The sequence below is a fragment of the Proteus sp. G2669 genome, assembly GCF_009915245.1.
Lineage (GTDB): Bacteria > Pseudomonadota > Gammaproteobacteria > Enterobacterales > Enterobacteriaceae > Proteus.
In genome coordinates this window covers 86,840-110,305 of record NZ_JAABLX010000050.1, presented here as the reverse complement: position 1 = coordinate 110,305, position 23,466 = coordinate 86,840, and the positions used below count along the sequence as shown (strand labels likewise).

Annotated in this window: 23 protein-coding genes; 14 read left to right on the top strand and 9 right to left on the bottom strand. The window is 39.1% G+C overall.

What is annotated here, in order from left to right; genetic code table 11:
* Positions 1-4 precede the first annotated feature (4 nt).
* Both purF and GWI68_RS14460 read left to right on the top strand, forming a co-directional pair.
* The gene (purF, locus tag GWI68_RS14465; protein WP_072068629.1) at positions 5-1,522 is read left to right on the top strand and encodes an amidophosphoribosyltransferase; all 1,518 of its coding nucleotides are present in this window, start codon (positions 5-7) and stop codon (positions 1,520-1,522) included.
* A gap of 119 nt (positions 1,523-1,641) precedes the next feature.
* On the top strand, positions 1,642-2,223 hold the full coding sequence (locus tag GWI68_RS14460; protein WP_166540740.1) for a UbiX family flavin prenyltransferase: 582 nt from the start codon (positions 1,642-1,644) through the stop codon (positions 2,221-2,223).
* Between the two features lie 188 nt (positions 2,224-2,411).
* Here GWI68_RS14460 and GWI68_RS14455 read toward each other — a convergent pair whose 3' ends face one another.
* On the bottom strand, positions 2,412-3,317 hold the full coding sequence (locus GWI68_RS14455; RefSeq protein ID WP_166540739.1) for a TIGR01777 family oxidoreductase: 906 nt from the start codon (positions 3,315-3,317) through the stop codon (positions 2,412-2,414).
* A gap of 64 nt (positions 3,318-3,381) precedes the next feature.
* Positions 3,382-3,999 carry a glutathione binding-like protein gene (locus GWI68_RS14450; RefSeq protein WP_166540738.1) on the bottom strand — a complete coding sequence of 206 codons (618 nt, stop codon included), beginning with the start codon at positions 3,997-3,999 and terminating at the stop codon, positions 3,382-3,384.
* 198 nt (positions 4,000-4,197) lie between these two features.
* Here GWI68_RS14450 and yfcD point away from each other — a divergent pair, with 198 nt between their 5' ends.
* Positions 4,198-4,740 carry an NUDIX hydrolase YfcD gene (gene yfcD / locus GWI68_RS14445; RefSeq protein ID WP_072068625.1) on the top strand — a complete coding sequence of 181 codons (543 nt, stop codon included), beginning with the start codon at positions 4,198-4,200 and terminating at the stop codon, positions 4,738-4,740.
* Here the strand turns inward: yfcD and GWI68_RS14440 are convergent.
* Entirely contained in the window at positions 4,737-5,783 is a 1,047-nt protein-coding gene (locus tag GWI68_RS14440; protein WP_166540737.1) for a LacI family DNA-binding transcriptional regulator, read from the bottom strand. The genes yfcD and GWI68_RS14440 overlap by 4 nt on opposite strands.
* A gap of 227 nt (positions 5,784-6,010) precedes the next feature.
* Here GWI68_RS14440 and GWI68_RS14435 point away from each other — a divergent pair, with 227 nt between their 5' ends.
* The 3 genes from GWI68_RS14435 to GWI68_RS14425 are packed head-to-tail and all read left to right on the top strand — an operon-like array spanning position 6,011 to position 8,039.
* Positions 6,011-6,454, top strand: a complete 444-nt coding sequence (locus GWI68_RS14435; protein WP_072068623.1) for a PTS sugar transporter subunit IIA — start codon at positions 6,011-6,013, stop codon at positions 6,452-6,454.
* Between the two features lie 30 nt (positions 6,455-6,484).
* Positions 6,485-6,772: a PTS sugar transporter subunit IIB gene (locus GWI68_RS14430; RefSeq protein ID WP_088495113.1), complete on the top strand. Its 288-nt coding sequence runs from the start codon at positions 6,485-6,487 to the stop codon at positions 6,770-6,772.
* 10 nt (positions 6,773-6,782) lie between these two features.
* The gene (locus GWI68_RS14425; protein ID WP_109407259.1) at positions 6,783-8,039 is read left to right on the top strand and encodes a PTS ascorbate transporter subunit IIC; all 1,257 of its coding nucleotides are present in this window, start codon (positions 6,783-6,785) and stop codon (positions 8,037-8,039) included.
* 76 nt (positions 8,040-8,115) lie between these two features.
* Here the strand turns inward: GWI68_RS14425 and GWI68_RS14420 are convergent, their stop codons facing one another.
* Entirely contained in the window at positions 8,116-8,298 is a 183-nt protein-coding gene (locus GWI68_RS14420; RefSeq protein WP_347877534.1) for a helix-turn-helix domain-containing protein, read from the bottom strand.
* Positions 8,299-8,590: 292 nt separating this feature from the next.
* Here GWI68_RS14420 and alr point away from each other — a divergent pair, with 292 nt between their 5' ends.
* Positions 8,591-9,814 carry an alanine racemase gene (alr, locus tag GWI68_RS14415; RefSeq protein WP_166540736.1) on the top strand — a complete coding sequence of 408 codons (1,224 nt, stop codon included), beginning with the start codon at positions 8,591-8,593 and terminating at the stop codon, positions 9,812-9,814.
* A gap of 70 nt (positions 9,815-9,884) precedes the next feature.
* Here the strand turns inward: alr and GWI68_RS14410 are convergent, their stop codons facing one another.
* The 3 genes from GWI68_RS14410 to ackA form a co-directional block, all read right to left on the bottom strand.
* Complete coding sequence (locus GWI68_RS14410) at positions 9,885-10,028, bottom strand: Hok/Gef family protein (RefSeq protein WP_166540735.1); 144 nt, start codon at positions 10,026-10,028, stop codon at positions 9,885-9,887.
* A gap of 152 nt (positions 10,029-10,180) precedes the next feature.
* Positions 10,181-12,325, bottom strand: a complete 2,145-nt coding sequence (pta, locus tag GWI68_RS14405) for a phosphate acetyltransferase (RefSeq protein ID WP_166540734.1) — start codon at positions 12,323-12,325, stop codon at positions 10,181-10,183.
* Positions 12,326-12,402: 77 nt separating this feature from the next.
* Entirely contained in the window at positions 12,403-13,605 is a 1,203-nt protein-coding gene (gene ackA, locus GWI68_RS14400; RefSeq protein ID WP_166540733.1) for an acetate kinase, read from the bottom strand.
* Positions 13,606-13,998: 393 nt separating this feature from the next.
* Here ackA and yfbV point away from each other — a divergent pair, with 393 nt between their 5' ends.
* From yfbV to GWI68_RS14380, 4 genes are all read left to right on the top strand, one after another.
* Complete coding sequence (gene yfbV / locus GWI68_RS14395; protein WP_166540732.1) at positions 13,999-14,454, top strand: terminus macrodomain insulation protein YfbV; 456 nt, start codon at positions 13,999-14,001, stop codon at positions 14,452-14,454.
* 139 nt (positions 14,455-14,593) lie between these two features.
* Complete coding sequence (locus GWI68_RS14390) at positions 14,594-15,088, top strand: YfbU family protein (protein ID WP_072068750.1); 495 nt, start codon at positions 14,594-14,596, stop codon at positions 15,086-15,088.
* Between the two features lie 34 nt (positions 15,089-15,122).
* Positions 15,123-15,785 (top strand): sugar phosphatase, encoded by a 663-nt coding sequence (locus tag GWI68_RS14385; protein WP_166540731.1) that lies wholly within the window; start codon positions 15,123-15,125, stop codon positions 15,783-15,785.
* Positions 15,786-15,894: 109 nt separating this feature from the next.
* A complete protein-coding gene (locus GWI68_RS14380; protein ID WP_166540730.1) occupies positions 15,895-17,724 on the top strand; it encodes an SLC13 family permease in 1,830 nt (609 codons plus the stop codon).
* 57 nt (positions 17,725-17,781) lie between these two features.
* On the opposite strand, the gene yfbR is transcribed toward GWI68_RS14380, so the two are convergent.
* Together yfbR and GWI68_RS14370 are read right to left on the bottom strand one after the other, a co-directional pair.
* Positions 17,782-18,363, bottom strand: coding sequence for a 5'-deoxynucleotidase (yfbR, locus tag GWI68_RS14375; protein ID WP_004243705.1), 582 nt, complete (start codon positions 18,361-18,363; stop codon positions 17,782-17,784).
* Positions 18,364-18,498: 135 nt separating this feature from the next.
* Positions 18,499-19,713 carry a pyridoxal phosphate-dependent aminotransferase gene (locus tag GWI68_RS14370; protein ID WP_072068611.1) on the bottom strand — a complete coding sequence of 405 codons (1,215 nt, stop codon included), beginning with the start codon at positions 19,711-19,713 and terminating at the stop codon, positions 18,499-18,501.
* Positions 19,714-20,566: 853 nt separating this feature from the next.
* Between GWI68_RS14370 and hexA the strand changes: the two genes are divergently transcribed.
* The 3 genes from hexA (at position 20,567) to GWI68_RS14355 (ending at position 23,429) form a co-directional block, all read left to right on the top strand.
* Positions 20,567-21,484 (top strand): transcriptional regulator HexA, encoded by a 918-nt coding sequence (gene hexA, locus GWI68_RS14365; protein WP_166540729.1) that lies wholly within the window; start codon positions 20,567-20,569, stop codon positions 21,482-21,484.
* Between the two features lie 800 nt (positions 21,485-22,284).
* Positions 22,285-22,737 (top strand): NADH-quinone oxidoreductase subunit A, encoded by a 453-nt coding sequence (locus GWI68_RS14360; protein ID WP_072068609.1) that lies wholly within the window; start codon positions 22,285-22,287, stop codon positions 22,735-22,737.
* A gap of 17 nt (positions 22,738-22,754) precedes the next feature.
* Positions 22,755-23,429, top strand: coding sequence for an NADH-quinone oxidoreductase subunit B (locus tag GWI68_RS14355; RefSeq protein WP_166540728.1), 675 nt, complete (start codon positions 22,755-22,757; stop codon positions 23,427-23,429).
* Positions 23,430-23,466 lie beyond the last annotated feature (37 nt).

Here is a 23,466-nt window from a genome sequence, read left to right as displayed (position 1 = left end):
ATTCATGTGCGGTATTGTCGGTATCGCTGGAGCGAATCCAGTAAACCAATCAATTTATGATGCGTTAACGGTGTTACAACACCGAGGTCAAGATGCAGCTGGCATTGCAACGATAGACGGTAACAACGGTTTCCGTCTTCGCAAAGCTAACGGACTGGTTAAAGATGTGTTTGAAACCCGTCATATGTTGCGTTTAAAAGGTACTATCGGGATAGGGCATGTCCGTTATCCAACAGCGGGTAGTTCTAGTGCATCAGAAGCGCAGCCTTTTTATGTGAATTCACCTTTTGGTATTACGTTGGCGCATAATGGTAATTTAACCAATGCGCATTTATTACGTCGACAATTATTTGAAACAGCGCGTCGCCATATCAATACCACCTCTGATTCTGAAATCTTACTTAATGTATTGGCATATGAATTAGACCGTTTTGACCATTTCCCTCTAGAGCCTGATAATATTTTTGCTGCAGTCGCAGCAATGCATAAAAAATTACGTGGTGCTTATGCTTGCGTTGCGTTGATCATCGGCCATGGTTTATTAGCTTTCCGTGATCCCTTTGGTATTCGTCCTTTAGTTCTCGGTAAACGTACATTAGAAGATGGCCGCCATGAATATATGGTCGCATCTGAAAGTGTTGCATTAGATACTTTAGGCTTTGAGTTCTTGCGTGATGTTGCCCCCGGTGAAGCAGTTTATATCACTGAACAAGGACAACTCTTTACCCGCCAATGTGCTGAAAATCCACAATTAATGCCTTGTCTATTTGAGTATGTTTATTTTGCTCGCCCAGATTCCTTTATTGATAAAATTTCTGTTTACAATGCACGTTTGCGTATGGGGCAAAAATTAGGCGCTAAAATTGCGAAAGAGTGGGAAGATTTGCAGATTGATGTGGTCATTCCTATTCCAGAGACCTCGTGTGATATCGCATTAGAAATCGCTCATATTCTTAATAAACCGTATCGCCAAGGCTTTGTAAAAAATCGCTATGTGGGGCGTACTTTTATTATGCCGGGTCAACAAGAACGTCGTAAGTCAGTAAGACGTAAATTGAATGCAAATCGTGCAGAGTTTCGTGATAAAAATGTTCTGTTGATTGATGATTCTATTGTTCGTGGCACAACGTCAGAGCAAATCGTCGAGTTAGCAAGAGAAGCAGGAGCGAAGAAAGTCTATTTTGCTTCAGCTGCGCCAGAAGTTCGCTTCCCTAATGTGTATGGTATTGATATGCCAAACGCTAATGAGCTTATTGCTCATGGACGTGAAGTGGATGAAATTCGTAAATTAATTGGTGCTGATGGGCTTATCTTCCAAGATCTCTCTGATTTAATTGCCGCTGTACAAGAAGAAAATCCTGATATTAGTCAGTTTGAATGTTCTGTATTTGATGGTGTTTATATAACGAAAGATATCGACCAAGATTATCTAGATTATTTAGAAAATCTTCGTCGTGATGATGAACACAAAATTCGTGATCAAAATGAAATAGAAAACTTGGAAATCTATAACGAAGGTTAGTTTTTCGGTAATATAATGCCCTTATAAAGCGTCGATGCTAGCGTGTTCTGCATCGGCGCTTGTTTTTTGAGGGTTAATCATCATAATGATTTATGTTGATATATATTCTGAGGATTATAATGAAAAAGCTGATAGTTGGGCTAACCGGTGCCAGTGGTGCAATTTACGGTATACGTTTATTAGAAATTCTGAAATCTGTACCGTCAGTTGAAACGCATTTAGTGATTAGCCAAGCTGCTCGCCGTACTATTTCATTAGAAACTGATTATTTGCTAAAAGATATCCATGCTTTAGCAGATGTGATTTATGACGATCGCGATATTGGTGCGTCAATTTCTTCAGGATCGTTTCGTGTCAGTGGGATGGTAATTTTACCTTGCTCAATTAAAAGTTTATCCGGTATTGTTCATAGTTATACCGATACTTTAGTCACTCGTGCTGCAGATGTTGTGCTGAAAGAAGGGCGTAAATTGGTGTTGTGTGTGCGTGAAACGCCTCTGCATTTAGGTCATTTGCGTTTAATGACACAAGCTTCTGAGTTAGGTGCCGTGATTATGCCACCTGTACCAGCATTCTATTTTCAGCCTAAAACCATTGATGATATTGTCAATCAAACGGTTAATCGTGTACTTGATCAGTTTGAGATTGATTTACCTGATGATTTGTTTCAAAGGTGGGAAGGCGATAAGCCTGCCCGCTAAGTATACTCGTCATACTTCAAGTTGTAGCGTTGTTGACTGCGTTCATTCGCACTAGTCACATACTATTGTATGCTCCTAGTGACTCATTTACTTGTCGCCTAGCTACACCTTGAATTATTTAGAGTATCTATTAGGTAGAATATTTATTCGCACTAGTCACATCGAATTATTGAAAATAGAAAAAGAGATTATTTTCCTGTGGTTATAATATCTTTTAATGCCTCTTCTAAATGTGGGTAGCGAAACTCAAAGCCAGCACTGAGTAATTTTTCAGGAATGGCTTGTTGCCCGCCTAATACTAATGTGGCGCTTTCTCCCATCACTAAACGTAATACACTTTCAGGAACCGTCATTAAGGCTGGGCGATTAAATGCTTTTCCTAATAAGCGAGTAAATTCTTTATTCTGTACAGGGTTAGGTGCAGTTAAGTTAAAAGCGCCTTTAGCATCTTGAGTCTTAAGCAAGAAAATAATCGCACTGACCATATCATCAATATGGATCCACGGCATATACTGTTTTCCGCTTCCTAATTTGCCACCTAATCCTAACTTAAAGGGTTTACTCATTTTAGGTAGTGCGCCACCGAGTGTTGAAAGTACAATTCCTGTACGTAACAAACAAACACGAGTTAATGGTGTTTGTGCTTCAAGAGCAATACGCTCCCACTCAGCACAAAGCTCATGTGTAAACTCAGGGTTTGCTGGCGTCTGTTCAGTGACTTGCAAATCACCTTGGTCACCATAAAAGCCAACCGCAGAACCAGATATGAAAACAGAAGGGGGAGAGTCGCTGGCTTTAATTAACTCAACTAATTTTTGAGTTAAATCACAACGGCTGTTAATGAGTTTGTGTTTTTGAGCAGGTGTCCAACGGTTATCGGCAATGGGTTCTCCAGCAAGATTAATGACCGCATCAAACCCATTAAGATTTTGTTTATCACTGAGTTGAGTCCAACAGGTGATTTCATTACAAAAGTGCGAATAGACTTTTTGAGGAGAACGAGAAAGCACTGTAATATCATTATTAGACAGTGCAAGTTCACACACTAATGCTTTGCCAATTAATCCTGTACCACCTGTGATAAGTATTTTCATCACCATCCTCCTGATCATCTTACCTAATAAAGAATAAATATCATCCTGACATTATGAATTGCTTTTATTCACCAAAGAGTTTTTTAGCTGCTGGGCGTTGGTTGATCTTATTTAGCCATTTTTCTATCGCAGGATAATTAGCCAAATCAATATTGTGGTGAGCATGAAGACGGGCCCATGTATATGTAGCGATATCCGCAATGCTGTATTCTTGGCCACCAAGGTAAGGTGATTGCGCTAATCTTTTTTCCAATACGCTATATAGACGCTGTGTTTCTTCAGTATAACGTTTAATTGCATAAGGGACTTTTTCTGTGGCATAGCGGGTGAAATGATGATTTTGTCCTAACATGGGGCCAAAACCTCCCACTTGCCAAAACAACCATTGTAGTTGTGTTGTTTTTTCGCGTAAATTTTGGCTAATTAATTTGCCACTTTTTTCAGCTAGATAGATAAGAATAGCACCAGACTCAAAAATAGAGAGTGGTTCGCCTCCATCTGCTGGTGAATTATCAACGATGGCAGGAATTTTGTTGTTAGGGGAAATTGCTAAAAACTCAGGCTTAAATTGATCACCTTTACTAATATCAATGCGATGTAACTGATAAGGTAGGCCTACTTCTTCGAGAAAAAGTGTTATTTTCTGGCCATTTGGGGTATCTGCGTAATATAAATCAATCATTGAAAGCTCCAAAGTAAAGTAGGCACGAAATGTTTAGTATATCCACAGTCTGCCTTCTAACATCATAAAAAGCAAAAAAGCGCAAGATGGATAAGACAAGTCTCGTATGATTATTGTAGTGGTGAAAAATAGTGATTTTGGTATATTCAGGATAAAAATTACGATCGTTTAGTATCGGTTAAAAAAGGTTTGTTGAGGATGGAACAAGAAAAGACGGCATTGGTTGAGTGGGTTGATATTGTTGATGATAAAAATGAAGTCGTTGCACAAGCAACACGTCAACAAATGCGAGCTGAAAACCTACGACATAGAGCAACGTATATTGTTGTTCATGATGGGATGGGTAAAATTTTGGCGCAACGTAGAACAGAAACAAAAGATTTTTATCCCGGTTGGTTAGATGCCACAGCAGGTGGTGTTGTCCAACAAGGTGAAAATTTACTGGAAAGCGCGCGTCGTGAAGCAGAAGAAGAACTCGGCATTGCGGGGGTTCCTTTCGCTGAACATGGGCAATTTTATTATGATGATAAAAGCTGTCGTGTCTGGGGAAGTCTATTTAGTTGTGTTTCTCATGGGCCTTTCGCTCTGCAAGCAGAAGAAATAGAGGAAGTATGCTGGTTAACTCCCTCTGAAATCACAGAGCGTTGTGACGAATTCACGCCAGATTCACTAAAAGCGCTTTCTCTTTGGTTAACACGTAATAACAGTACACGTTTAGAAACCCGAGAAACCGTCGATTAAGGGGTACTTTGCCCTATTTCAAAGCGATAAGCATAGTTGATAACGGTATCTTCGAATATAGCGTTATCATCTTCGTCTTTTAAGCGTTGTAAAAGGGCGATAAGGTGTTTTCCTGCCTCTTTTCCCATTTTGTGATAATCAAAATGAATTGACGTAAGAGATGGTGATATTTGATCACTATTATCAGAGCCTTCCAAACAAGCAATGGCCAGATCTTGAGGGATCTTAATTAATCGCCTTTGGCACTCAAAAATCATTCCTAACGCAATGCTCTCATGACTACAAATAACGGCATCTAATTCCGGTTGCCGCAATAAAATTTCTGTTAAAGCTTGTCTACCATAAGCCATAGATGCGGGATCAGGTGTAGTGACACTTTGCTCAGCATTTAAATAATTTTTCAGTAAAGCTCGTGACCAACCTGTTATTTGCTGGTGGTGTAAACGCTGGCCTTGTAAAGCGCCAATATAACCGATACAACGTCTTCCTTGGGTGATTAAATGACTAGTTAAATCATATGCAGCTTGCTCATAAGAGCAATCAATACTAATGGCGGCTTGTTCATCAGATTGACTCGCAACACTGACAACCGGCACGTTGGCATTACTAATATGTAAAAAATGAGTGGGACTGAGTTGTGATCCAAAGACAACCAATGCGGCAGGATTGCTTTGTAATAGCATATTAATCACATCACTGGCTTTATGTGGTTGATATTCATAACAACCAACGAGAATTTGATATTGATGGCGATTTAATATTTGCTGTAAAGATTGCATAAAATCAGCACTGGCTTTATCTGTGAAAGAGGGTAACAGTACTGCAATAATATGACTTTGAGCCGATGCTAACGCGCCTGCTGAGGCATTAGGAATATAACCAAGTTCCTCTACGGCTTGATTAACTTTCTCTCTTAACTTATCAGAGACCAACTCAGGGGTTCGTAATGCACGCGAAACGGTCATTGAACCGACTCCAGCGTGTTTAGCGACATCTTGTAATGTGACGCGACCTGTATTTCGGCGCTTACGTGTTTTGATCATGTGTGATTATGCTTGCTTAGCCTATTTTATTAACCGCAGATCCTACCTGAAATCTTTCTATTATGCTGAAACAATACAGTGTCAATTGTTGGCATTTTCTGCAATTAACATTTTATTAAAATGATAGCGCTATCACAATTACGAACGATCTATCTAGATAGCGCTACCATTAATGATTACTATCCTTAATAACGAAGCTCAAAGAGAGTCTTATTGAGGTTACAAAGATGCTTAAAACATTATTAACACCTGATGTGGTACAAGTGGTTCCGAGCGTTAGCGATTGGCGAGAAGCCGTTAAAGTGGCGTGTCAGCCATTAGTTGATAAAGGGTGCGTTGAACCTCGTTACATCGATGCTATTTACAAATCACATGAAAAAATAGGGCCATATTATGTTTTAGGTCCGGGCATTGCGATGCCTCATGCTCGTCCTGAAGATGGTGTTAACCAACTTTCTCTTGCATTAACGATTGTTGAGCAAGGAGTGGAATTTGGTGCTGATGAAAACGATCCGGTGAAATTACTGATTGTTTTAGCTGCAACAGATAACGATAGCCATATTAATGCCATTATGAAATTAGCCGAACTTTTTGATAACGATAAAGATATTCAAACGCTATTTAATGCGAAAAGCAAAGCGGATGTATTAGCAGTTATCAACAACTATTAATGACAATTTAAAATTACCAAGGGGAATACCATGAAAATTACAGTTGTGTGTGGAAATGGTTTAGGCAGTAGCTTAATGATGGAAATGAGTATCAAAAGTATTTTAAAAGATCTCGCTGTCAATGCAGAGGTGGATCACGTTGATTTGGGTTCAGCAAAAGGTACGCCAAGTGATATCTATGTTGGAACTCGTGATATTGCAGAACAGCTTAATTCTCAAGCCGTAAATGGAAGAGTAGTTTCACTGGATAATATGATTGATAAAGTTGCGATGAAAGAAAAACTTTCTGTTGCATTACGTGAATTAGGCGCGTTATAAGGAGCCTATCATGGACTTTTTCCGCTTTCTAATGAGTGATGTGCTTTCAGAGCCTTCTATTTTAGTGGGTTTGATCGCATTGATTGGATTAATTGCCCAGAAAAAACCAGTTACGGAATGTATTAAAGGCACGGTAAAAACCATTATGGGTTTTGTGATTTTAGGTGCTGGTGCCGGTCTTGTCATTAACTCACTGGGTGATTTCTCAACGATTTTCCAACATGCATTTGGCATTCAAGGTGTTGTGCCTAATAACGAGGCAATTGTCTCTATTGCACAAAAAAGCTTTGGTAAAGAAATGGCTCTGATTATGTTCTTTGCCATGTTGATTAATATTTTAATTGCTCGTTTAACACCGTGGAAATTTATTTTCTTAACGGGTCACCATACATTATTTATGTCAATGATGGTGGCAGTTATTCTGGCAACAGCAGGCTTAGAAGGCGCTGTATTAGTTGCGGTAGGTTCATTAGTTGTTGGGGTTTCAATGGTGTTTTTCCCAGCCATTGCACACCCTTATATGAAAAAAATTACCGGTTCTGATGATGTGGCATTAGGACACTTCTCAACTATTTCTTATGTCGTTGCGGGCTTTATCGGCAGTAAATTTGGTAATAAAGAGCATTCAACAGAAGAGATGAATGTGCCTAAAAGCTTGTTATTTTTACGTGATACGCCAGTCGCAATTGCCTTTACTATGGGCATTATTTTTGTCATTACATGTTTATTTGCGGGCGATACTTTTGTTCGTGAAGTTAGTGGTGGTAAAAACTGGTTTATGTTCTCGTTAATGCAATCTATAACCTTCGCAGCAGGTGTCTATATTATTCTGCAAGGTGTGCGTATGGTTATTGCTGAGATTGTTCCTGCATTTAAAGGTATTTCAGATAAGTTAGTTCCTAATGCAAAACCTGCTTTAGACTGCCCAGTTGTATTCCCTTATGCACCCAATGCGGTATTAGTTGGCTTTTTAAGTAGCTTTGCTGCGGGTGTTATCGGCATGTTTATTCTGTATGCTTTAGATTGGACAGTAATAATTCCTGGTGTGGTTCCTCATTTCTTCGTGGGTGCAACAGCTGGGGTATTTGGTAATGCGACCGGTGGACGTCGTGGTGCGATTTTAGGGGCATTCGTTCAAGGCTTATTAATTACTTTCTTGCCTGTATTCCTATTACCAGTACTTGGAGACATCGGTATTGCTAACACCACATTTAGTGATGCAGACTTCGGTGTTATCGGTATTTTATTAGGTATTATTGTTCGTTGATATTTTTGAATTTATTAATTAAAAAAACGCCTTGCTGAGTTAAATCAACAAGGCATTTTTTTACAAATATTATTATTCAAGTAAGTATCAGGCTTTTAGCAATGTTTGGATTTTTTTCTATCATTCGTAATAGTTTCAAACTACTTCCTGTCGGAAATCTACGCTTTTGTTCCCATGCTCGAACTAAAGAAGTCGATACACCAAGAGCAGTAGCAAAATCAGTTTGTTTTAATTTTGTCAATTTACGGATTTCTTTCACACAGGCTCTGTAACAGTAAATACTCGAGAAGGCATGACCTGTTTTTTATGTATTTGTACCGTTTCTTTTAAATTATCAAATAATTTACTATTAAAACAATAGGTTAAATTTTATCGTAAGTTTTTTAGTGAATAAATAAACGAATTAATTCTAATTAAAACTTGTGAATTAATATGTTTATTTTATGAATAATAATGCTATTATCCTGAGTGAATATTCACTATGTGTATATTTTCGTACCTAATTAATTATAAAAATAGGTTTAACATCACAATCACTAAGGAAAAAGAAGATGTCTTTTGGTATTCGATATCTTGCGTTGTTACCACTTTTTGTTATCACTGCTTGCCAACAACCTGTTAATCACAATCCACCAGCGACTCAAACAGCTCAGGTTCAGCCTGCAATCGTGAATAACTCATGGATTGAAATTTCACGTAGTGCGCTCGATTTTAATGTGAAAAAAGTACAATCACTTTTAGGTGATAAATCCTCGCTTTGTGCTGTTTTAAAAGGGGATGCATATGGCCATGATTTATCGTTAGTTGCACCTGTTATGATTGAAAACAATGTGCAATGTATTGGTGTAACGAATAACCAAGAGCTAAAAGAAGTGCGTGATCTAGGATTCCAAGGTCGTTTAATGCGTGTGCGTAATGCCACAGAGCAAGAAATGGCTCAGGCGACAAGCTATAACGTGGAAGAATTGATTGGTAACTTAGATATGGCTAAGAAATTAGATGCCATTGCTAAACAACAAAATAAAGTGATCCCTATTCATCTTGCCTTAAATTCAGGTGGAATGTCTCGTAATGGATTAGAAGTTAATAACAATGCGGGGCTTGAAGAAGCAAAGCAAATTGCTCAATTAGTTAACCTTAAAGTGGTTGGCATTATGTCTCATTATCCTGAAGAAGATGCGGATAAAGTAAGAGAAGATCTCGCTCGTTTTAAACAGCAATCACAAAAGGTATTGGATGTTACTGGGCTAAACCGTAAAGACGTTACTCTGCATATGGCAAATACTTTTGCCACAATTACCGTACCTGGATCATGGTTAGATATGGTGCGTGTAGGCGGGATTTTTTATGGTGATACCATCGCAAGTACAGATTACAAACGTGTTATGACTTTTAAATCCAATATTGCCTCAATCAATTATTATCCTAAAGGTAATACTGTTGGGTATGATCGCACTTACACACTAAAACGTGATTCAGTATTAGCTAATATCCCTGTTGGCTATGCAGATGGTTATCGTCGAGTCTTTAGTAATGCAGGACATGCTTTAATTGGTGGTCAACGTGTGCCTGTTTTAGGTAAAACATCAATGAATACGGTGATTGTTGATATTACCGATCTTAAAAATATCAAATCAGGGGATGAAGTCGTGTTCTTTGGTAAGCAAGGTAATGCAGAGATCACTGCTGAAGAGGTTGAAGATATTAGTGGTGCACTGTTTACAGAGATGTCGATTTTGTGGGGGGCGACCAATCAGCGTGTACTCGTGGATTAAAGTAGGGTGCTTGTGATCACCAATCTCAACAACTTTTGAGAGAAATTGTGGGGGAATTTCCCCCACAAAACTATTTATCGCAAGATAAAATAGCTTGAACTACGGTGTCGCCACTACTGATATTAAAAGAACATAATCTTTCATGTTTCAGTAAAGCAAAACACCAAACTGTAATACATACAGTAATCAGCCCTAATAGGGCAAGCTTAGTCACTTCTCTTGACACTCTTTTATAAAGGAGACAGAATCAAGTTGTCTAGTTTTGAGACTGCCTCGAATTTTAGTCAAATAAGAAATCTGTAGAATAAAAAACGCCAAATGAAATTAATCATCTGGCGTTTTTTTATTTGAAGCGAACTTCAATAATTATGCGTTTTCTTGTTGGCTTGCTTGAATAGCTGTCAACGCAACGGTGTAGACGATATCGTCTACTAATGCACCACGAGAAAGGTCATTCACTGGTTTACGCATACCTTGTAACATTGGTCCGATTGAAACCAAGTCAGCTGAACGTTGTACCGCTTTATAAGTGGTATTACCGGTGTTCAGATCAGGGAAGATAAACACAGTCGCTTTACCTGCAACTGGTGAGTTTGGTGCTTTAGATTTAGCAACATCAGCCATAACAGCTGCGTCGTATTGTAAAGGACCATCAATCATCAGATCAGGGCGTTTTTCTTGCGCTAAACGTGTCGCTTCACGAACTTTCTCTACATCGCTACCTGCACCAGAGTTACCAGTAGAATAAGAGATCATCGCAACGCGTGGGTCGATACCGAATGCAATTGCAGAGTCTGCAGATTGGATTGCGATTTCAGCCAGTTGTTCCGCTGTTGGATCTGGGTTAATTGCACAGTCACCATAAACATAAACTTGTTCTGGTAACAGCATAAAGAACACAGAAGACACTAATGAGCTACCCGGTGCAGTTTTGATTAACTGTAGTGGTGGACGAATAGTGTTAGCCGTTGTATGAACAGCACCAGAAACAAGGCCATCTACTTCGCCTTTTTCCAGCATTAATGTGCCGAGAACAACGTTATCTTCTAACTGCTCACGAGCAACAACTTCTGTCATACCTTTGCTTTTACGCAGTTCAACTAAGCGAGGTACATAAATTTCACGTACTTCTTTAGGATTAACTAACTCAATGCCTGTGCCTAATTCAACACCTTGTGCGGTTGCTACACGACGAATTTCTTCAGGATCGCCTAACAGTACGCAAGTAGCGATACCACGATCAGCACAAATTGCTGCTGCTTTAACAGTACGTGGCTCATCACCTTCTGGTAAAACGATACGTTTTTTCGCTTTACGTGCTAATTCTGTTAATTGGTAACGGAATGCTGGTGGTGATAAACGGTTAGGGCGTTCAGAGTTAGCGGTCAGTGAATCAATCCATTGTGTATTGATATGTTGAGCAACGTAGTTCTGAATTTTTTCAATACGTTCATGGTCATCAGCAGGCACTTCTAAGCTAAAACTTTGAAGATTTAAAGAAGTCTGCCAAGTGTTTGCATTAACCATAAAGATTGGTAAGCCAGTTTCGAATGCACGTTCACAAAGTTGTTTGATAGGAGCATCGATTTGGTAACCACCTGTTAGTAGGATTGCACCAATTTCAACGCCATTCATTGCTGCAAGGCACGCTGAAACTAATACATCTGGGCGATCCGCAGAAGTCACTAAAAGTGAACCAGGGCGGAAGTGCTCTAACATGTGTGGAATACTACGGGCACAGAAAGTCACAGACTTAATACGACGGGTTTCAATATCGCCTTTATTGACGACTGTCGCATTTAAGTGTTTTGCCATATCTGTTGCACGGGTAGCGATTAAATCGAAGTTCCAAGGAATGCAACCCAGTAAAGGCAGTGGGCTATTCTTTTCAATGGTTTTTAAATCGACATTAGAGATAATCGCTTTACTTGAATCATCAAATATTTCAGATAAGTCAGGGCGAGTACGGCCTTGATCATCAACAGGTGCATTTAGTTTGTTAACAATAACACCGGTGATATTTTGGTTTTTTACACCGCCAAATTCAGCACGCGCAAATTCGATACGCTCTTTTAGCTGTTCAACCGTGTTGTTACCTAATGCAGTAACGAAAACAATTTCAGCACCTAATGTTTTTGCAATTTCATAGTTTAATGATTGTGCAAAAGGGTGCTTACGCATAGGTACCAGACCTTCGATGAGAATAACTTCTGCATCAGCGGTGTTTTCATGGTATCTAGCAACAATTTCTTCCATCAGAACATCTTTTTGGTTTGAGCTGAGCAGAGACTCAACATAATCCATGTTTAAAGGTTCTGATGATTGAATAGTGGAGTGAGAACGGATAATCGCAGTTGTCTGATCTAATGCGCCTTTTACACGAGGTTGTGCAATAGGTTTGAACACGCTAAGGCGAACGCCTTTTTGTTCCATAGAACGGATAACACCCAAGCTGACGCTGGTTAAACCTACGCGTGTATCAGTTGGGACTAACATAATTGTACGGGACACGGAAACCTCTTTAAATATCGGTTGCTCGTTATGTAAAACAGTACTGCCAGCATGACACTGGCAGTACATCAAAGAACTTAAGCGGTCAGGCGACTTGCGTCCTGAGCGATAACTAACTCTTCGTTAGTTGGGATAACAACAGCAAGACGGCTGTTATCGGTAGTGATAGTGCCTGATTTACCGAAACGTGCATCTAAGTTACGTTGATGATCAACTTCAAAACCTAATAGAGCCAGTTTTTTCAGAGATAATTCACGTACCATTGCTGCGTTTTCACCGATGCCACCAGTAAAGATAATAGCATCTAAACGACCTTCCATCAGTGCACAGTAAGAGCCGATGTATTTCGCTAAACGATGGCAATAAACGTCCATTGCACGTTTAGCATCTGCTTTAGTTTCATAGTTATCTTCAACATAACGGCAGTCACTAGTGACTTCAGTTAAACCTAATAAGCCTGATTCTTTAGTTAGCAGTTTATTAATGTCATCAACGCTCATACCTAAAGTATCATGTAAATGGAATACGATAGCAGGGTCGATATCACCACTACGTGTACCCATCACTAAACCTTCTAATGGAGTCAGACCCATAGAAGTATCAACACATTTACCGTTAACGATAGCAGATACAGAACCACCATTGCCTAAGTGGCAAGTGATTACATTCAGTTCATCAGCAGGTTTATTTAACATTTTAGCGGCTTCACGGGAAACGAAGAAATGGCTAGTTCCGTGAGCACCGTAACGACGGATGCTGTGATCTTTATATAAGCTGTATGGCAGTGCATACAGATAAGCTTCTTCTGGCATTGTTTGGTGGAATGCAGTGTCAAATACCGCAACCATTTTCTCAATTAAATGAGGGAATGCTTTACGCGCTTCTTCAATACCAATAAGGTGAGCTGGGTTATGTAATGGAGCAAATGGGATAGCAGCTTCAATACCTTTGATAACTTCGTCAGTGATCACGACAGATTTAGTGAACTTCTCACCACCGTGAACAATGCGGTGACCAATTGAAGCGATTTGTGCAGACAGTTCTGGTTTTTCAGCCAGAATAGTATTTACGATAAAGTTTAATGCTTCGCTATGAGCAGCACCTGCGCCTAACGCAGCTTCATGTTTTTGGCCATCCATTTTCCACTTCAGGCGGGCTTCAGGAAGGTTGAAGCATTCAGCCAAACCTGAAAGGAATTCTTCACCATTTTCTGGGTTGATAATTGCAAATTTAAGAGAAGAACTACCGCAGTTCAGTACCAGCACCAGCTTACTTGACATGGAATTACCTATTTATCTTGTTGTCGTAGTGTCTTTTATATTATAAAGACGGTGGTTAATAAAACGTCAATCATAAAAGCCTATCGCATTACTATGATGACATTAATGACGCGCATCATGCTTAAAGTAAAAAAACTTGATGCTAATTATAGTTGCCAATCATTAATTGGACGATTTTTATTCACCCATTAGCTTTTCGCGTTAAAATCGGCGAAAAGGGTTGAAAATCACGCCGGCAAACAAAATATAGCGCTTTATTGCCACAAACCTTTAGAATGGGCACAGGATACAGAGTAAAGGCAACAAAGACAAAATATACTTAATTCTACTAAAAGATTTTTATTCTTTATAGATATTTTTTAAAAGTTACAGAAGAAATTGATTGAGGTCATTATGAGCGAACCGACAGTGACTCCTCCCGGCTTTTTTAAGAAGCTTCGTTTGGGTAATGAGTATTTAAAAACCTGGCCGGTTGAAAAGCAATTAGCGCCCGTATTCCCTGAAAATCGCATTGTCAAAGCAACACGATTTGGCATTCGCTATATGCCGCCGATCGCCATTTTTACAATGACATGGCAAATTGCTTTAGGGGGAAATTTAGGGCCTGCAATTACAACAGCGTTATTTGCCTGTAGCCTACCAATGCAAGGGTTATGGTGGTTAGGTAAGCGTGCAGCAACCCCTCTTCCTGGCACATTATTACGCTGGTTTTATGAGATACGCGAGAAATTTGAAGAAGCAGGCATTGCTTTAGCACCTGTGGAACAAACGCCGACTTACCTTTCTCTAGCACATTTATTAAAACGTGCTTTTAAGCAACTTGATCGCTCTTTTCTTGATGATGTGTAGAACATTTGTTCTACCTTCGTCATTTGTCATTATTGTTTTTAGAATTACCCCGTTGAGATCAAAAAACGCGTAGTTAACACTACTCAATACTTTTGATTAATGTCATGCTCTTCTCAATGATTTCTTTGGAGAATTAATGATGGAAATGACACACGCACAACGCTTGATCCTCTCTAATCAATATAAAATGATGACTATGATGGATCCTGATAACGCTGAACGTTATCGTCGCTATCAGACAATCATTGAACGCGGTTACGGATTACAATTACGTGAACTAGACCGTGATTTTGATGAAATGTCAGAGGAGACTTGCCGTACCATTATTAACGTCATGGAAATGTACCATGCACTGCAAGTTTCTCGCGATAACTTAAAAGACCAAGAAATGCCAGATGCTCGTCGTGTTGCATTTATTGGCTTTGATGCGGCGACAGAATCCCGCTATCTTAGTTATGTGCGTTTTATGGTGAATACAGAAGGGCGCTATACGCATTTTGATAGCGGTAGTCATGGTTTCAACTCACAAACACCAATGTGGGAAAAATACCAAAGAATGCTGGCTGTTTGGTTAGCCTGCCCTCGTCAATATCACCTTAGCGCCGTTGAAATCCAACAAATTCTTAATGCGTAATAAGTAACGCATCATTCTAAGGTAGGCATAAATTATGGCGATCACATGTAAAGGCTTTCTGTTTGATTTAGATGGAACATTAGTTGATTCATTACCCGTTGTTGAATATTGTTGGGCGTTATTTGGTGAACGCGTTGGCATATCAACACAAGAGATTAATGACTATATTCATGGAAAGCCAGCCATTGAGTCGATTCGCCATTTTATGCCTAATGCTTCCGAACAAGAGATAACAGATACCTTTCGTTGGTTAGAAAAATTAGAATCAACACAAACAGAAGGTTTAGCACCGCTTCCGGGGGCTATTGAGTTAATTAATCACCTTAATGAATTAGATATTCCGTGGGCAATTGTGACTTCAGGTACCGTACCAATCGCATCAACGCGCCAATCTGTCACTGGTATTCCTGAACCTAAACATTGGGTTACAGCGGAATGTATTAGTAAGGGTAAACCTAATCCTGAGCCTTATCTTTTAGGAGCTAAAAAATTGGGTTTATTGCCTCAAGAATGTGTGGTTTTTGAAGACGCAGCGGCCGGTATTTACTCTGGTTTAGATGCAGGATGTCAAGTCGTTGCTGTTCATGCTCCTTTATCCCTTCCTCGCCGTAATGAGATTCATTTAATTATTGATTCTTTAAATGATATTCAAATCGAGAAGCAAGCTGAAAAAGTGATAATAACGCACAAAAGATAGTCTTTTCTTTGATCATACTAGAAGACTTATCGATGTAAAAATGGTCTACTTATCAATGTAGTGAATTGATGTCTTAACCTGTTTTCACTTATTGCTGATCGAGGCCATTTTGAATAGCGAATTATTATGGGTTTTAAGCCTGCTATTGATAGCTATTGTCCTTTTTACGACCAACAAAATCCGCATGGATGTGGTCGCTTTACTTGTCATCATCGCATTCGTTCTTAGCGGTACACTTACATTAAATGAAGCCACAGTAGGATTTAGTGATCCTAACGTATTACTTATTGCTGCCCTTTTTGTTATTGGCGAAGGGTTAGTGAGAACAGGCGTGGCTTATCAAATGGGTGACTGGCTTGTACGTGTTGCGGGTAGCAGTGAAGTTAAAATGCTTGTGCTATTAATGATATGTGTTGCAAGTTTGGGGGCTTTCATGAGCTCAACGGGCGTGGTAGCTATCTTTATCCCTGTTGTGCTGAGCGTTGCTGCTCGGATGAAAACATCACCAGGTCGTTTAATGATGCCGCTAGGTTTTGCGGGCCTTATCAGTGGATTAATGACCTTAGTGGCGACTCCGCCTAATATGGTTGTTAACAGTGAATTAGTCAGAGAAGGATTGCCAAGTTTTCAATTTTTCTCCATTACACCAATTGGTATTGCTGTATTGTTTGCCGGTATTCTATATATGCTGGTAGTACGTCGTTGGTTAGGAAATAACGATAATGGGAAGCAAAAAGAGGCTTATCGTCGTACTTTCCGTGATCTTATTCGTGATTATCAATTAGCAGGACGTGCTCGTCGTTTAGCCATTCGTAAAGGCTCCCCACTTGTAGGTCATTCACTTGATGAATTGCACCTACGTTCTCGTTATGGTGCAAACGTTGTTGGTATCGAACGCTGGAGGCGGTTTCGGCGTGTGATGGTCAGCGCAACAGGGGGCACTGAATTAAGAGAGCGTGATGTTTTATTGATAGATATGTCTGCCAGTGATGTTGATTTGCGCGAATTTTGCCGTGAACAGATGCTAGAGCCGATGGTATTACGAGGAGAATATTTCTCAGAACAATCCCGCGATGTCGGTCTTGCTGAAGTATCTATGAATCCAGATTCAGAGTTATTAGGCAAATCATTAAGAGAGATAAAATTCCGTACTCGCTACGGGTTAAATGTTGTTGCTATTCGTCGAGAAGGTAATGCGTTGCCGGGTAAAATTGTTGATGAGCCATTACGCCTTGGTGATGTGTTGTTGGTTATTGGTGATTGGAAGCTTATTCGGGTTTTATCGACTAAACCACGTAATTTTATCGTGTTAAATTTAGCCGCAGAAATTGAAACGGTTGCGCCAGCTTCATCACAAGCACCTCATGCATTATTTTCGTTAGCATTAATGGTGGCATTAATGGTGACAAATGAAGTGCCTAACTTTATTGCTGCACTTATTGCTTGTTTATTAATGGGTAAATTCCGTTGTATTGATATGGAAAGTGCCTATCGTTCTATCCATTGGCCAAGTATTATCTTGATTGTGGGTATGATGCCATTTGCCGCGGCATTACAAAAAACGGGCGGTATTGAGCTTATTGTAAATGGTTTAATGGATGTCGCTGGTAGTGCAGGGCCTCAAGTGATGTTGGTATGTTTATTTGTACTCTGCGCATCAATTGGGTTGTTTATCTCAAATACGGCAACGGCGGTATTAATGGCTCCCATTGCGATTGCCGCTGCAAACCAAATGAATGTCTCACCGTTACCATTTGCAATGGTGATTGGTGTTGCTGCATCAGCCGCATTTATGACACCTGTATCATCACCAGTTAATACACTTATTCTTGAACCTGGCGGTTATAAATTTGCAGATTTTATTAAGATTGGTGTGCCATTTACGATTATTGTAATGTTTATTAGCGTATTCTTGATCCCGCTATTATTTCCATTCTAATGTTCTGCATTTTTCTGAAACGCCGTTTAGTTATTATAAACGGCGTTTTTTGATCATTTACTCACTAATTTCATCAAGAGATAAACTAAACCCAGGTACAAACACCTTCATAAAATAGTCCATTTCAGGGCTGTGTCTTTCTGCCAATGTTTTTTCTAAGCGATTTTTTGCTAGATTAAATTCACTGTTACCTGCAGCAAGTTCTTCAAGGCATTTTAAATAAGCACATAAACTATCAGCTTGTTTGACAATAAAGGTTTCTTCCTCACTATGTAATTGTTCATCAATAAGAGGACGAAAATCTTCTTGTAATTCTTCGGGTAGCATTTCAATTAATTTTTGCTGTGCGTATTTTTCTATTTTTTTATATTCATGAGCAATCTGTGGATTATGGTACTTAATTGGGGTTGGCATATCGCCAGTGATCACTTCGCTGGCATCATGATACATCGCTTGTAATGCAATACGCTCCGCATTGACATTACCATCAAACTTACGATTTTTAATCACCGCTAAAGCATGGGCGACAAAAGCGACTTGTAAACTGTGCTCAGAAACATTTTCTTGGCGAATATTACGCATTAAAGGCCAACGAGTAATGAGTTTCAAGCGAGAAAGGTGGGCAAAAAAGTAACTCATAATATCTCCCAATTGCGTGATTGATGACATTATTGTGAGTGGATAACTAACAGATGTAAACGTCAATAAAAAAGAAAATAAAAAAACGCAATATAACGGGTTGTTATACTGCGTTTTCTCTAATAGAAGACAATTTTATTGGTGATAACCCACAATAAAGCGTCCAAATTTTTGAATTGCCATATCTAAATCATCTTCACGGGGAAGGGTGACGATACGGAAATGGTCTGGATATGGCCAGTTAAAGGCCGTACCTTGTACCAGTAACACTTTTTCTTGCAGTAATAAATCAAGGATCATTTTCTGATCGTCTTTAATACTGTAGCGATTAAGGTCTATTTTAGGGAACATATACAATGCACCCATAGGTTTAACGCAAGACACACCAGGAATTTGATTGATCAGTTCCCAAGCACGATTGCGTTGTTCGTATAAGCGACCACCCGGTAGAATAAATTCGCTAATACTTTGATAACCACCTAATGCAGTTTGAATGGCGTGTTGCATCGGAACGTTGGCGCATAACCGCATGGAAGCCAGCATATTTAAGCCTTCAATGTAGCTTTTAGCATGCTTTTTAGGGCCGTTTAATACCATCCAACCTTGGCGGAAACCTGCAACGCGATAGGTTTTTGATAAGCCGTTAAAGGTGACTGTTAATAAGTCAGGAGCCATTGCTGCAATAGAGTGGTGTTCGGCATCATCATAGAGAATTTTATCGTAGATTTCGTCGGCGAAGATAATTAGGTCATGCTGACGAGCTATTTCAACGATTTCCATCAAAATATCTTTGCTATATACCGCACCTGTTGGATTGTTTGGATTGATAATGACAATACCACGGGTATTTTTTGTAATTTTGCTACGAATATCATCGAGATCAGGGAACCAGCCTTGCTGTTCATCACACATATAATGAACTGCGTTTCCCCCGGAAAGGGAAACAGCTGCTGTCCATAAAGGATAATCTGGAGCTGGTACCAGCATTTCATCGCCATTATTTAATAAGGCTTGCATCGCTTGTACGATTAATTCAGAAACACCGTTACCAATATAGATGTCTTCAACAGTGACGTCACGCATGTCACGAGCTTGATAATGCTGCATGATTGCTTTGCGCGCAGAGAACAGTCCTTTTGAATCACTATAGCCCTGTGAGCTTGGTAGATTGCGAATAACATCTACTAAAATTTCATCAGGTGCTTCAAAGCCAAAAGGTGCCGGGTTACCAATATTGAGTTTTAAAACTTTATTACCTTCTTCTTCCAGACGTTTTGCTTCTTGCAAAACCGGACCTCTAATGTCGTAACAGACATGTTCGAGTTTGTTTGATTTTTTAATCTGATTCATAGCGCGTTTACCTAATAGGGTCTGACGTGTATCTCTACTGTGGCGACTTAGCGACATTTATCGCCAATTGCTATTCATATAGAAAGATACAAATGAAAAGGCTGTCCCAGCAAATAACTGTTCTATCACTCTACTCTTACGTTACAAACTTTTGAAGATGCTAGGTAATTTTTGGTGTAAAAGGTCAGTTTATTCTTAGAATGTTATTTTGATGACTGATTGTGTGGCTTATGTGAGATTTATATTTCAGTTTCAAGAATAATTCTGGATTATTATTCTGGTGAATAAGGGCTTTTTAGTGTGGTTATCAGAAATAAGTTGATGTGATACATAGATAGATGGAATGTTGCATAATCAATTATTGAATAATTTTATCGGATTTGTATTATCTGACTTAATATATTAAATTTTCAAATAATATGGTTAAATCTACTTTATTCTATAGCAATCAATCAGTTTAAGTATAAATTAAATTTAAATCTTAAATTTAATTTATAGGGGAAGATACTTAAATTGGAATGTATAGTTAAGATAATTTAAATTATTTTCAAAATGTTAAAATTTATGTACGAGAAAGCAATATAGTATGATCCAAGTCTAACTTGTGATGATGGTATGCAGTTCTTTCTTGTGAATGCTTGAAATGATAATAAAATTTAATTTGTTACAAAAAGATGCAATTCCTTTCTATCTAGGAGGTGTAAACGATAAGAAACAAATGTAAAGTATTCGGTATGTCTTTGCTCTCCTTTTCAGAGTAGAGTACTGTCTAATTAGAAGTCTTTTTTAGACTTTTGATAAAAAACACCAGGTATATGTAATTTAAAAATCAAAAATAAGTGAAGAATAAACAATGATTAATGCAAATCGTCCGATAATGAATCTCGACCTCGATCTGCTTAGAACGTTTGTAGCTGTAGCAGATTTAAACACGTTTGCAGCCGCTGCAGCTGCCGTATGTCGAACCCAGTCTGCGGTTAGTCAGCAGATGCAACGTTTAGAGCAATTGGTGGGCAGAGAGCTTTTCGCCCGTCATGGTCGTAATAAGTTACTTACAGAGCATGGCCTTCAATTATTAGGTTATGCACGTCAAATTTTACGTGCGAATGATGATGCAACTGCATCATTAACGTATAGCGATGCGGAAGGGGAACTACGTATTGGTGCCTCTGACGACTCTGTTGATACTTTATTGCCTTTTTTATTAAATCGTATCGCATCAGTATATCCACGTTTAGCGGTTGATGTACGTATTAAACGTTCTCAATATATTGAAACAATGCTAGATAATCATGAAATTGATTTAGCATTAACAACAGCCCGTATTGGTCATCATCCACGTACAGCGTTACGCACTGCACCTGTGTTATGGCACTGTGCGCCTGATTTCCAAATACAAATGAATGAGCCGCTCCCTTTAGTTGTGATGGATGAAACAAACCCATTCCGTCAATTAGCAACGAACACACTAGATGATGCGGGCATTCAATGGCGTATTGCTTATGAAGCGGCTTCTTTATCTGCTGTTCGTGCTGCCGTAAATGCAGAAGTGGGTATTACAGCGCGTCCACTTGAAATGCAAAATGCCGATTTACGTATTTTAGGCGAAAGCGAAGGTTTACCGCGTTTACCTGAAACACAATATTGGTTATATCGTAACTTTGATGAACAAAATGAAGCGGTGTTAACAGTATTCAATGCAATTGAAAACAAGAAAACACCTTATACCGTCACTGCACCTGAAGATATTAGCTCTACTGATCTGGAATAATCACATTAATCGTTGTGTAAATATTGAGTGTTAAAACACAAAAATTAAAGATTAAAAAAACAGTCAAATAAGACTGAATAGTGATGAATAATGATAAACGGGAATAGATGCAATTAAGCGCATTTATTTCCGTTTTTTTATTGTCATATTTGTATGTAGTAACATTATGTTAATATTTATGTTGATTTATGTATTTATCTTTGTGACATTTCATTCCATAACCGCCTTAACTGCTTGTTAAAAAAATGTTTAACTTCCTCCTGGGTTAATCAGTTGTAGGATTTGTTAACAAATAAAAAGATTGTCTAGGTTTTTAGAGAATAAAAACGCAAATCAAAACGGATATTTGACCTCCTCCACAATATTGGAAAGTTAATTTGTTAAAATTTGGATAAATTTTAAACTGATTAAGTATTTTTTCGACTATTTTGTGAGTTTGATCAAGAAAATAAGGCACATTTGCCTGTGTTGAGTCAGGTTTTTCCTGAGATACTGGTGTAGTAAAATCGAATTATCGGTTAGACTAAGCGTGTTAGCAAAAATTTTGTAGATTGACTGACACGTTTTAGCATTAGCCAGTAATTGGGTGTTAAAAATGAGTGTTAAATTTGTTAAATCGCGATAGAAAACAGCGTAATTTATTACAAAGTTTTCTAAAAAATAAGAAAGGTATAAATAGACTGTTATTATTTCTTTAATTAGCAAGCCTGTTTAATTCGCCTTTTTTTTCGTAATTAGAAATGTGGTGTAAACCGCCGGATAAGAGTTGGTTAATTGACACCACCTTTGATGAGTAAGCAATGAGTATGTCTACAACCACCGAAGTTATCGCCCATCATTGGGCATTTGCTGTCTTCCTCATAGGCGCATTGGGGTTATGTTCGCTCATGTTGTTGGGTGCCCGCTATTTAGGCGGACGCGCACAGGCAAGGGCAAAGCATGTTCCTTATGAATCTGGTCTTGATTCTGTTGGCAGCGCTCGTCTGCGCATGTCGGCTAAATTCTATTTAGTTGCCATGTTTTTCGTTATTTTCGATGTTGAAGCACTGTTTCTTTATGCCTGGGCTGTTTCCGTTCGTGAAGTCGGCTGGTTAGGCTTTATTGAAGCATCAGTCTTCATCGCTATTTTATTAGCTGGATTATTCTATTTGGTTCGCATAGGTGCATTAGATTGGACGCCTATTCGCTCTCGCCGTGAAACTGCGAGTAAAAGCCATGTTCGATTAACCAGCGGCAAACATCCGCAGCAGTAATAAGCGAGGCATTAGAAATGGATTATACCCTCACCCGCATAGATCCGAACGGTGAGAATGACTGTTATCCCCTGCAATCACAGGAAATTGTCAGTGACCCATTAGATGCTCACGTTCATCGCAGCGTGTATATGGGAAAACTGGAACATGCGTTGCATGACGTTGTGAACTGGGGACGGAAAAACTCTTTATGGCCATATAACTTTGGTCTTTCTTGTTGTTACGTTGAGATGGTGACGTCATTTACAGCTGTGCATGACGTGGCTCGTTTTGGTTCAGAAGTATTACGTGCATCCCCTCGTCAAGCTGACTTTATGGTGGTTGCAGGTACTTGCTTTACGAAAATGGCACCGGTTATTCAGCGTTTATACGATCAGATGTTAGAACCTAAATGGGTTATCTCTATGGGTGCATGTGCTAACTCTGGTGGTATGTATGACATCTATTCCGTAGTGCAAGGTGTGGATAAGTTCATTCCAGTTGATGTGTATATTCCTGGATGTCCGCCACGCCCTGAAGCTTATATGCAAGCATTAATGTTATTACAAGAGTCCATTGGTAAAGAACGTCGCCCATTATCATGGGTTGTCGGCGACCAAGGCGTTTACCGTGCCAATATGCAATCAGAACGAGAAAGAAAACACGGTGAGCGTATCGCAGTCAAAAATCTGCGTACTCCTGACGAAATTTAAAGGCTTTTGCCTAAGACGTAACCAGAGCAATGTGTTG

Bases quoted from the DNA above. Each gene is read 5' to 3' on its own strand.
- purF (WP_072068629.1), top strand. From the start codon at position 5: ATGTGCGGTATTGTCGGTATCGCTGGAGCGAATCCAGTAAACCAATCA.
- GWI68_RS14460 (WP_166540740.1), top strand. From the start codon at position 1,642: ATGAAAAAGCTGATAGTTGGGCTAACCGGTGCCAGTGGTGCAATTTAC.
- GWI68_RS14455 (WP_166540739.1), bottom strand. From the start codon at position 3,317: ATGAAAATACTTATCACAGGTGGTACAGGATTAATTGGCAAAGCATTA.
- GWI68_RS14450 (WP_166540738.1), bottom strand. From the start codon at position 3,999: ATGATTGATTTATATTACGCAGATACCCCAAATGGCCAGAAAATAACA.
- yfcD (WP_072068625.1), top strand. From the start codon at position 4,198: ATGGAACAAGAAAAGACGGCATTGGTTGAGTGGGTTGATATTGTTGAT.
- GWI68_RS14440 (WP_166540737.1), bottom strand. From the start codon at position 5,783: ATGATCAAAACACGTAAGCGCCGAAATACAGGTCGCGTCACATTACAA.
- GWI68_RS14435 (WP_072068623.1), top strand. From the start codon at position 6,011: ATGCTTAAAACATTATTAACACCTGATGTGGTACAAGTGGTTCCGAGC.
- GWI68_RS14430 (WP_088495113.1), top strand. From the start codon at position 6,485: ATGAAAATTACAGTTGTGTGTGGAAATGGTTTAGGCAGTAGCTTAATG.
- GWI68_RS14425 (WP_109407259.1), top strand. From the start codon at position 6,783: ATGGACTTTTTCCGCTTTCTAATGAGTGATGTGCTTTCAGAGCCTTCT.
- alr (WP_166540736.1), top strand. From the start codon at position 8,591: ATGTCTTTTGGTATTCGATATCTTGCGTTGTTACCACTTTTTGTTATC.
- ackA (WP_166540733.1), bottom strand. From the start codon at position 13,605: ATGTCAAGTAAGCTGGTGCTGGTACTGAACTGCGGTAGTTCTTCTCTT.
- yfbV (WP_166540732.1), top strand. From the start codon at position 13,999: ATGAGCGAACCGACAGTGACTCCTCCCGGCTTTTTTAAGAAGCTTCGT.
- GWI68_RS14390 (WP_072068750.1), top strand. From the start codon at position 14,594: ATGGAAATGACACACGCACAACGCTTGATCCTCTCTAATCAATATAAA.
- GWI68_RS14385 (WP_166540731.1), top strand. From the start codon at position 15,123: ATGGCGATCACATGTAAAGGCTTTCTGTTTGATTTAGATGGAACATTA.
- yfbR (WP_004243705.1), bottom strand. From the start codon at position 18,363: ATGAGTTACTTTTTTGCCCACCTTTCTCGCTTGAAACTCATTACTCGT.
- GWI68_RS14370 (WP_072068611.1), bottom strand. From the start codon at position 19,713: ATGAATCAGATTAAAAAATCAAACAAACTCGAACATGTCTGTTACGAC.
- hexA (WP_166540729.1), top strand. From the start codon at position 20,567: ATGATTAATGCAAATCGTCCGATAATGAATCTCGACCTCGATCTGCTT.
- GWI68_RS14360 (WP_072068609.1), top strand. From the start codon at position 22,285: ATGAGTATGTCTACAACCACCGAAGTTATCGCCCATCATTGGGCATTT.
- GWI68_RS14355 (WP_166540728.1), top strand. From the start codon at position 22,755: ATGGATTATACCCTCACCCGCATAGATCCGAACGGTGAGAATGACTGT.